Source organism: Nocardia sp. NPDC059764 (genome assembly GCF_042732555.1).
GTDB lineage: Bacteria > Actinomycetota > Actinomycetes > Mycobacteriales > Mycobacteriaceae > Nocardia.
The window spans coordinates 1-8353 of the sequence record NZ_JBHWHH010000240.1; the positions used below are offsets into that span (position 1 = coordinate 1).

The following is an 8353-nucleotide window of genomic DNA, read 5'->3' on the forward strand; positions in this document are numbered from 1 at the left end:
GCCTCCCGACGTTGCAATAAGCTTTGAGAGGTACTGTGCAGCAACCGGATACAAATCCCACCCCCGGTGCGGGTGGGGCGGACAAACTCGATGACGAGGATTTCCCCGCCTACAGCATGGGCCGTGCGGCGGAGATCCTCGGCGTCACCCAAGCCTTCCTGCGAACCCTCGATGCTGCGCGCCTGCTGACCCCGCAACGCTCGGCGGGTGGGCATCGCCGCTACTCGCGGTATCAGCTGCGGATCGCCGCGCGTGTGCGCGAACTGATCGACGCGGGCAATTCCCTGGAGGGGGGCGTGCCGGATCGTGATCCTGGAAGATCAGCTCGCCGAGGCCCACGCCCTCAACGCCACCCTGCAACACGCCCTCGACGAGCACGAAGCACGGGACTCGGAGCACTGATCCACACCCCACGACAACAGTCACCGCGGGGTGTCCGCCCGGGCCGGTTTCGCGTGGAGCCGCCGTCTGCGCATGAAGTCGAATGAGGCCATCGAGGGCGGCGGGGCTCATGGCCCGGGGGCCTCGATGTCGATCTACCCTGAGTGCGGTTCGATCTCTGGCAGATCCTGCGCTTCAGGAGTTCTATGCGAACCCCCTTCAGCGGGTGCGGGTGTCCAGGCCGGGCTGCGGCTCTCGTGGACATCGCCGCGGACGCGGCAACCTGCACCGGGCCCAACGAAAAAAGCTTCGCACCGACCTCGGTGCGAAGCTCTTGACAAAAACGCGCTGAATCAGATGGCGTGGACGTCCTGGGCTTGGGGGCCCTTCTGGCCCTGCTCCACCGAGAACTCGACACGCTGACCCTCATCGAGGGACTTGTAACCCGAGCCGCTCACGGCCGAGTAATGCACGAAGACGTCCGGGCCGCCGCCGTCCTGAGCGATGAAGCCGAAGCCCTTTTCACCGTTGAACCACTTCACACTGCCTTGAGCCATGCTGTAAACAACTTCTTCTCTGTAGTGAGCCGGGCAAATTCTTGGTAAGAAGCCCGTTCTCAACCCTCACTATGCCACGACCGTCGGCGATCCCTCGCATCGTGCAGCGATGAGGGCCCGGCCCATGGGCTCCGCACGGCTGAGAGTCACGGTAAGACCGGCTGTCACAGACAATTTCGCGCGTCGGCGCCACCCTGTGCGGTGTATTCGCCCGGCAGCAACCCCGCTAAGCGTGACTTGTTCCCCGACGTGGACCGCGGGCCCGCTCGGCGGTAAGGGCGTCGTTGCTCTCGCGCAACGCGGGCGTTGGTGTCTTCGAGGTCGACAATGCGCGCGATCCCGGCCAGGGGGGTGATGCGGGTCAGGCGGGAAGGCCGAGCACCAATCGCGATGCCCCGCAGGACAAACCAGGAGCGCGCTATCTCCGCTGGTCAAGCCACTGTCGTTGTTTTTCGTCCGATTACTACCGGGACCCCGTCGCCCAGGCGCGAACCGCGCCCGGCTCCGCCGTCCCCACCGAATTCGAGCCGAGCTGGTGATACAGGCCCGGCCCCGCAGCGAACTGCAACACCGCGAGAACCACTTTCATCGCGGTCACAGAGAGGTGGTCGCCGTGCGACGTCTCCCCCGCTACATCCCCCGAGACGTCATCGCGCACGCGCGGCATCGTCGCGCCCCGGCCCCGGTGCGGCGGGCCACCGCTCGAGTGCCGAGTCCATCTAGATGCGGGACACGTTGCGGCAAAACATCATTCATATCGATCTTCTCCCCCGTGGCGGGTGCGCGACAGCCCTGGCAAGTGGGCGACGCCGGTATCGGTTGCGGTGGCGAAACGCCACCGACGATATCCACCCGATTCATGTGCACCGCAACACCTTCGAAGTCACCCACATCGCCGGGACATCGACCGCGGGGTTGCGCAAGGATGTGGTGATGCTCGGCGGCTACCAGGAGATGGCCATCGATATCGTCGCCGACCAGCTCGGCGCGTCGTTGCTGCATTGCCACCAGCAGCTGCACATGGACTACGGGTTGATGGCCTTGTTGCGGGTGAGCTGAGCACGCCGGGCCAGCATCGCGTCCAGTGACCAGCGGCCGGGTCCGACCCAGAGTAGGAATATCAGGCCGAGCAGCATCGCGATGTCGGTGCGGGCATCGTGGGCCATGCCCCAGAAGCCTTGCACGCCACCGAATCCGCCGGGGCGCAGCTCGCGCAGTTTGGTCAGCACGATCGCCAGGCTGATGTCGATCAACAGTGGTACAGCCGCCAGCCGGGTCAGCAGACCGACGACGATCAAGGTGCCGCAGACGATTTCGACGACACCGTCGAGGTTGGCGAAGAACGTCGCCGCCGGTATCCCGATCTTGTCGAATCGGCCGGGGCCCAGTGTGTGCGGGTAGAGGAACTTCTGGATCCCCTCGCTGAGGAACACCAGCCCCACCGCAATCCGGATACAGATCACCGCCGCCGGGCCGTCCGCGCCGAGTATCCGCGACCACGACCACCGCTGCGTTGCTGCCATCAGCGCTCGCCTCTCGATATCGTCACCCGATACGGCATGTCGGATCGAGCGTACCCATTCAGATGGTGGCTTGGGGGGCGATGGCGTTCGCATGGTATGGGTCCTCGGGTTGATCGCCGGCGGTGTTACGGGGTCGTGGTCCCGTCCGAGGAGTGCGGCACCGGTAGCCGCCGTTCGAGCAGCATGACGACAAGCGCCCATACGCTGCACAGGAATCCGGCCGCGAAGCAGATGCCCCGCACGTAGACACCCCACACGGTGAACGTGTCGAACGCGTGCCGCAACGCGGCGGTGTCGGTGTCGGCGACCGGGCCGACATGCTGCATCGTCGGGGCGGCGATCACGGTTGAGACGATCGCGCCGAGCACCGCCACCACCGTCAGGTACAGCGGCACCCTGACCGCGCGCGATACCGACCGATCTCGCCGGCAGGCGATCACGGCCGCGAAAACCAGCCCCCACCAGAGGATCCCGCCGACCGGGTACACCACGTCACCGGGTCCGAGGTCCGCATGGCGACTGTAATCGGCCCACGCCGCCACCCCCAGATCCCGCCACGCGGGCGTGGCGACCAGTGCTCGGTCCAGCAGCGATCCGAACAGTCCGCCAACGATCACGGTCGCGACGACCAGGGCCTCGGCGACCGTGAGGCGGTGACTCGACCGCGCGGTCATGGCTGTAGTTCGACTACCACTGCTGCGGTCCTGACATCAGCACTCGCCTCCCGATATCGTTGGCCGATATAGCACCGAGCCTACCTTCGGGCTCGTCCACCGATCGGTATCGGTTTCCGATATCGGCTGTCGTGGTCCGGCCCGAACCGTCGCTTACACCGCGATCAGGAAAGCGATGGCAGTTGAGGATCGGTGCTATTGGGCCGAACCCAGCAGGTACTCGGAGAGATGGGTGCGGAGGGCTCGTGCCGTGCTCTCGACAAGGGCGGGGGTGCCGTGTTGGGGGGCGTTGAGAAATTCGGTGCCGCGTGCGGGTGGGCGGCCGGTCATCGGGTTGTCTCCGGAGCTGTCGAGGTGTGGGTGCCGGGGCTTCATGGGAATCACGCGGTCGCGGTGGACCTGCGGCGGACGAGATAGATCGCGGCGCCGAGAACGACGACCGCGCTGCCGGTCAGCACCGACAGCGCTGGCAGCGTGCACGCCAGGAGCAGGCAGCCGAGCAACCCGACCACGGGGATCAGCCGCGCCGGTCGACCCTCGGACGGGGCCAGTGTCCACGCGGCCGCGTTGGCGATCGCGTAGTAGAGCAGTACGCCGAAGGACGAGAACCCGATCGCGGCACGGACGTCGGTGGTCGCGGCGGCGATGGCGACAATCGCGCCGACCACGAGTTCGGCGCGATGCGGCACCGCGAATCGGGGATGCACCGCCGCCAAGGCCTGCGGCAGATGCCGGTCGCGGGCCATCGCCAGCGTCGTGCGGGAGACTCCGAGGATCAGGGCGAGAAGCGAACCGAGCGCGGCGATCACGGCTCCGGTGCGCACCACCGGCTCGAGCCAGCCGGCACCGACGGCGCCCACCACGCTCGACAGCGGAGCGGCTGCTTCGGACAATCCTTGTGGCCCGAGCACACTCAGCGCCGCGATCAGCACAATCGCGTACACGAGCAAGGTGATCCCCAAGGCGAGCGGAATCGCGCGGGGAATCGTGCGGGCGGGATCGCGGACTTCCTCGCCGAGGGTCGCGATCCGCGCGTATCCGGCGAAGGCGAAGAACAGCAGTCCAGCTGCCTGCAGCACCCCGACAACGGTGATGTCCGAACCCCATTCCAGCCGTGCGGCGTCAGCGGTGCCGGAGGTGAAGGCCGCGACCACCACCGCGGCGAGCACGGCCAGCACTATCGACACGATGACCCGGGTCAGCAGGACCGACTTCTGCACGCCGCGATAATTCACCGCGGTCAGCGCGATGACCGCCGCGGCGGCGACCGCGTGGGCCTGCTCCGGCCACGCGTACGCGCCGACGGTCAATGCCATTGCCGCGCAGGATGCGGTCTTGCCGACCACGAAACACCATCCGGCCAGATATCCCCAGAACGCGCCGAGCCGTTCGCGCCCATACACATACGTGCCGCCCGAGGCCGGATAGCGTGCGGCCAACCGCGCCGAGGAGGTCGCATTGCAGTAGGCCACCACCGCCGCGATCGCGAGCCCGAGCAACAGTCCCGAACCCGCAGCTCGCGCCGCCGGAGCCAGTGCCGCGAAGATCCCCGCCCCGATCATGGAGCCGAGTCCGATCACGACAGCATCGCTCAACCCCAAGCTGCGACGCAGCTCGTCCGTCGCGACCGACATCGATTTTCTGGACACCATGCTCCTGACGCAGACCGATTCCGAAAATACATCAAATACGGTTGATGTAGTTGCTGCTATCCTCAGCTCATGACGTCGACTCGTCAAGCGGTCCCACCATTTGTTCATCTCGCCGCGCACCCTTTGCGCTGGCAGCTGCTGACCGAACTGTCGGACAGCGACTATCGCGTGCGCGAGCTGGTGGCCCGGGTGGGCGAGCCCCAGAATCTGGTCTCCTATCACCTGCGACTGCTACGGGACGGCGGCCTCGTCACCGCCACGCGCAGCAGTCACGACGGCCGAGACAGCTACTACCACCTGGACTTGGACCACAGCGCCGAGATGCTCGCCGGAGCCGGGACAGTACTGCACCCGGCCTTACGAATGACGCCCGCGCCCGCCGCATTCGAACCCTCGGCGCCGCTCGCGGTGCTGTTCGTCTGCACCGGCAACAGCGCCCGCTCCGCGATCGCCGAAGAGCTGTTGCGCTTGCGCACCGGCGGCCGAGTCGAGGTGCTCAGCGCCGGAAGCAATCCGAAGCCGGTCATGCATGCCGACACGGTGCGAGTGCTGCGGGAGGAATACGGCATCGACCTGTCCGGCCGACTCCCCCGCCGCCTCGACACCCTCGCCGATCATCGCTTCGATGCGGTGATCACCCTGTGCGACAAGGCCCGTGAGGTCTGTCCAGACTTCGGTGAGGATCCTCGATGGATCCACTGGAGCATCCCCGACCCGGCAGCCTCACACGGCAGCGACGAAGACATTTACCCGAGGTTTCAAGCCACGGCCGCCGAAATCGACACTCGCATCCGCTATCTGCTATCGACTCTCACGAAAAGGACTGCCCGATGACAACATCCACCACCGAGTACGCCAGCGTCCGCTACCTCGTCGATGACGTCCAGGCAGCGGCCGACTTCTACACAGCACACCTCGGTTTCACCCTGCACACCAACGCCATCCCCGCTTTCGCCGACGTCGTCCGCGGCCCACTGCGCCTATTGCTTTCAGGCCCAGCCAGTTCCGGCGCACGCGCCACCCCCGCCGACACCGCCGGACCGGGCGCCAATCGCATCCACCTCGTCGTCGCCGACCTCGACGCCGAGATCGAACGCCTCCGCGCAACCGATATCAAGTTCCGCAGCGACCTGGTCAGCGGCCCGGGCGGCCGCCAAATTCTGCTCGCCGACCCCGCCGGCAACCTGATTGAACTGTTCCAACCTGCCACTGCGGTCAGCGGCACACCGAGGTGATCGGCCCAGCAGGCGGTGACGCATCATCATTCCGACACCGGTCCTCGGCGACCTGATCGGCCTGAACCCCGTCACCGCGACCCGCTGGGCGGCGATCCTCGGTCGGCCACTGTTGACGCACGCCCTGCGCAGTAGACGAATCACGCTGAGCGTGAGGCTGGTGTGGGGCTACCCCTGTCGGACCCAGAACGCCGATCGCCGCCCCGGCGCGGTCGCGTCCAGAAGGAGATGCACTGTGGCACAAGCTGTTCGCTTCTACGAAACCGGCGGACCCGAGGTATTGCGTTGGGAGACAGCCGAAGTCGGCGAGCACGGACCGGGCGAGGTCCGGATTCGGCATGAAGCGGTCGGCTTGAACTTCGCCGACACCTACTTCCGCACCGGTCTCCACCGCGGCGGCGTTGCCGGTCGGCATGGGCGTCGAGGCGGCGGGCGTGATCGAGGCGGTCGGTCCGGACATCACCGATTTCCGGGCGGGTGACCGCGTGACCTACACCGGCAGCCCGCTGAGCTTTGCGTGCCGTGAACAGCATCTTGTCGAACTGAACATCGTACCTACCCAACCAGTTCGGCAATCTCCAAGGCAACAACCCATTGGGACCACCTGAGCCCCAACCCAAGGATCTGGACGGGGCTCGGTGTGGTTACGTGAAAAGCTAGACGTTGAAACGGAACTCGACCGGGGTCCGATCGAATACCTGCACGTCAAACGCCCTGCTCACACCTCGACTCACGTTCCGGAGCCGAATAACCTCTGCGCCATACCCGGGCTCCAGCCACCACCGGCCCGCCCTCCCGCCACCCACCCCGGCGGCTAGCTCTAGTGGACTCAAGTGCGCGCTCATGCCGATGAGCGTGTGAATCCACACCGGCTTCGAGGTGGTGGCCGAATACGCTGTGCAGGTGCTGCACTCGTTGCTATCCTTCGCCGCGGTCGCTGGCTTACTCACCCTCATTCCTGGTCTGGATACCGCGCTCGTGCTGCGGGCTGCGGTGAGCCGTGGCCGCCGCTACGCGTTCGCCTCGGCTGTCGGGATCGGGTGCGGCACACTGATGTGGGGCGCGGCTGCCGCCGCGGGGGTCTCGGTGCTGTTGACAGCGTCGGAGGTCGCCTACGCGGTGCTGCGGACTGTCGGCGCAATCTATTTGGTATGGATGGGTATCGCCATGATTCGGACTGGCCTCGAACGCCCAATTGCGACCACTGAAGCCGCAGTGGACGATTCATCGCGAGGCGTGTTCGGTGCGTGGGCGCGCGGGCTGGGCACGAATATGCTCAATCCGAAGGTTGGTGTGTTCTACGCTGCGATGCTGCCGCAGTTCTTGCCGGACGGAGTGCCACATCTGCTGATGGGCTGCGTTCTCGCGGTGGTGCACAATGTGGAAGGCATGGTCTGGTTCACGGTCATCATCAGCGTTGCGGGCACGGCGAAGACTTGGCTGAACCGAGAAGGCGTGCGACGTGCGATGGACACGGTCACCGGAGCCATATTGCTTGGGTTCGGCCTGAAGTTGGCTTCCAGCCACCGGTGACACCCGGCCAAGTTGGTGCCAGCAACCGGCCTTGAAACGGCTAGCGTGACAACCTGTAATGCCGCATACCGCGCTGACCGAACCGGCCAGCGCGGGCGCCGGCGGTCGGAACCTGGTGCGGTGCAGAACGTCCGCTACTGGCCAGCCGATTACCGAGCACTCGATGTGGTCGATCGAATCTGTCGTTGGCCCGTAATACGGTGTGACAGTGGCTGATATCTACGAGCTCGTGATTTCCCTCGATCTTCGCGCCGACCTGTCGAGGGAGGACATCGCAGAGTTGCGCTGGCAGGTCGGCCAGGGGGAAGCGCCTGAGGATGAGCTACGACTCGGTAGGGGCTACGTCGCTATTGTCGAGGATGAAGATGGGGAGCTGATCTGCACCGACCCGCAACCGTTTCTAGGCCAGGACGGTCCTGCGTGGAAGATCGACGGCATGCTCGGCTCTCGACTCGAAGAGACCGCAGGCGGGTGGCGTCTGGAAGCCCGGCAAGAGGTTCATCCCGAGGACTTCGAAGCGCTGGAAGGCCTGTTGGTCTGGCTGTATCGCCATGTGAATTTCGGCAGGGTCGCGGCAGATGGATCGGTGGAGATCGGGCGACTTCGTTGGTACGAGGATCTGGAATCGCAGGCACTCCTCATTCGAGATGACTGCGTCTTCTGGCCCTGACCGCATACCGCGCGCAATCCCAATGCGCACTATTCTGCCGCATACCGCGCTGACCGAACCGGCCAGCGAGAGGCGCCGACGGCCGGAACCCGATGCAGCGCAGAATGTCCGCTACTGGCGATGAGCGA

8 protein-coding genes and 3 pseudogenes are annotated in these 8353 nt (G+C 65.7%); 7 read left to right on the forward strand and 4 right to left on the reverse strand.

The features are described 5' to 3' along the window. Positions 1-116: 116 nt before the first annotated feature. Positions 117-230: pseudogene (locus tag ACFV4K_RS32735) on the forward strand (MerR family DNA-binding transcriptional regulator); the annotation flags it as partial. Between the two features lie 504 nt (positions 231-734). Here the strand turns inward: ACFV4K_RS32735 and ACFV4K_RS32740 are convergent. Continuing rightward, positions 735-938, reverse strand: a complete 204-nt coding sequence (locus tag ACFV4K_RS32740; protein WP_379280135.1) for a cold-shock protein — start codon at positions 936-938, stop codon at positions 735-737. 807 nt (positions 939-1745) lie between these two features. Between ACFV4K_RS32740 and ACFV4K_RS32745 the strand changes: the two are divergent. After that, positions 1746-1997: pseudogene (locus ACFV4K_RS32745) on the forward strand (multicopper oxidase domain-containing protein); the annotation flags it as partial. Here ACFV4K_RS32745 and ACFV4K_RS32750 read toward each other — a convergent pair. The 3 genes from ACFV4K_RS32750 to ACFV4K_RS32760 all read right to left on the reverse strand — a co-directional run bounded on the left by ACFV4K_RS32750 (position 1964) and on the right by ACFV4K_RS32760 (position 4769). Next, entirely contained in the window at positions 1964-2461 is a 498-nt protein-coding gene (locus ACFV4K_RS32750; protein WP_379280137.1) for a DoxX family protein, read from the reverse strand. The pseudogene ACFV4K_RS32745 and the gene ACFV4K_RS32750 overlap by 34 nt on opposite strands. A 125-nt stretch (positions 2462-2586) precedes the next feature. After that, the gene (locus tag ACFV4K_RS32755) at positions 2587-3135 is read right to left on the reverse strand and encodes a hypothetical protein (RefSeq protein ID WP_379280139.1); all 549 of its coding nucleotides are present in this window, start codon (positions 3133-3135) and stop codon (positions 2587-2589) included. A 380-nt stretch (positions 3136-3515) separates the two neighbouring features. Beyond that, positions 3516-4769: an APC family permease gene (locus tag ACFV4K_RS32760; RefSeq protein ID WP_379280140.1), complete on the reverse strand. Its 1254-nt coding sequence runs from the start codon at positions 4767-4769 to the stop codon at positions 3516-3518. An 87-nt stretch (positions 4770-4856) separates the two neighbouring features. On the opposite strand from ACFV4K_RS32760, the gene ACFV4K_RS32765 reads away from it, so the two are divergent. The 5 genes and pseudogenes from ACFV4K_RS32765 (at position 4857) to ACFV4K_RS32785 (ending at position 8225) form a co-directional block, all read left to right on the forward strand. Further along, complete coding sequence (locus ACFV4K_RS32765; RefSeq protein ID WP_379280141.1) at positions 4857-5621, forward strand: ArsR family transcriptional regulator; 765 nt, start codon at positions 4857-4859, stop codon at positions 5619-5621. Then, entirely contained in the window at positions 5618-6022 is a 405-nt protein-coding gene (locus ACFV4K_RS32770) for a VOC family protein (RefSeq protein ID WP_379280142.1), read from the forward strand. The genes ACFV4K_RS32765 and ACFV4K_RS32770 overlap by 4 nt, the downstream gene beginning before the upstream one ends. A gap of 235 nt (positions 6023-6257) precedes the next feature. After that, positions 6258-6535 (forward strand): annotated as a pseudogene (locus ACFV4K_RS32775) (alcohol dehydrogenase catalytic domain-containing protein); the annotation flags it as partial. 390 nt (positions 6536-6925) lie between these two features. Continuing rightward, on the forward strand, positions 6926-7555 hold the full coding sequence (locus ACFV4K_RS32780) for a LysE family translocator (protein WP_379280144.1): 630 nt from the start codon (positions 6926-6928) through the stop codon (positions 7553-7555). A 208-nt stretch (positions 7556-7763) separates the two neighbouring features. After that, positions 7764-8225, forward strand: coding sequence for a hypothetical protein (locus tag ACFV4K_RS32785; protein WP_379280145.1), 462 nt, complete (start codon positions 7764-7766; stop codon positions 8223-8225). Positions 8226-8353: the final 128 nt, after the last annotated feature.

Bases quoted from the DNA above. Each gene is read 5' to 3' on its own strand.
- ACFV4K_RS32770 (WP_379280142.1), top strand. From the start codon at position 5,618: ATGACAACATCCACCACCGAGTACGCCAGCGTCCGCTACCTCGTCGAT.
- ACFV4K_RS32750 (WP_379280137.1), bottom strand. From the start codon at position 2,461: ATGGCAGCAACGCAGCGGTGGTCGTGGTCGCGGATACTCGGCGCGGAC.
- ACFV4K_RS32740 (WP_379280135.1), bottom strand. From the start codon at position 938: ATGGCTCAAGGCAGTGTGAAGTGGTTCAACGGTGAAAAGGGCTTCGGC.
- ACFV4K_RS32755 (WP_379280139.1), bottom strand. From the start codon at position 3,135: ATGACCGCGCGGTCGAGTCACCGCCTCACGGTCGCCGAGGCCCTGGTC.
- ACFV4K_RS32765 (WP_379280141.1), top strand. From the start codon at position 4,857: ATGACGTCGACTCGTCAAGCGGTCCCACCATTTGTTCATCTCGCCGCG.
- ACFV4K_RS32760 (WP_379280140.1), bottom strand. From the start codon at position 4,769: ATGTCGGTCGCGACGGACGAGCTGCGTCGCAGCTTGGGGTTGAGCGAT.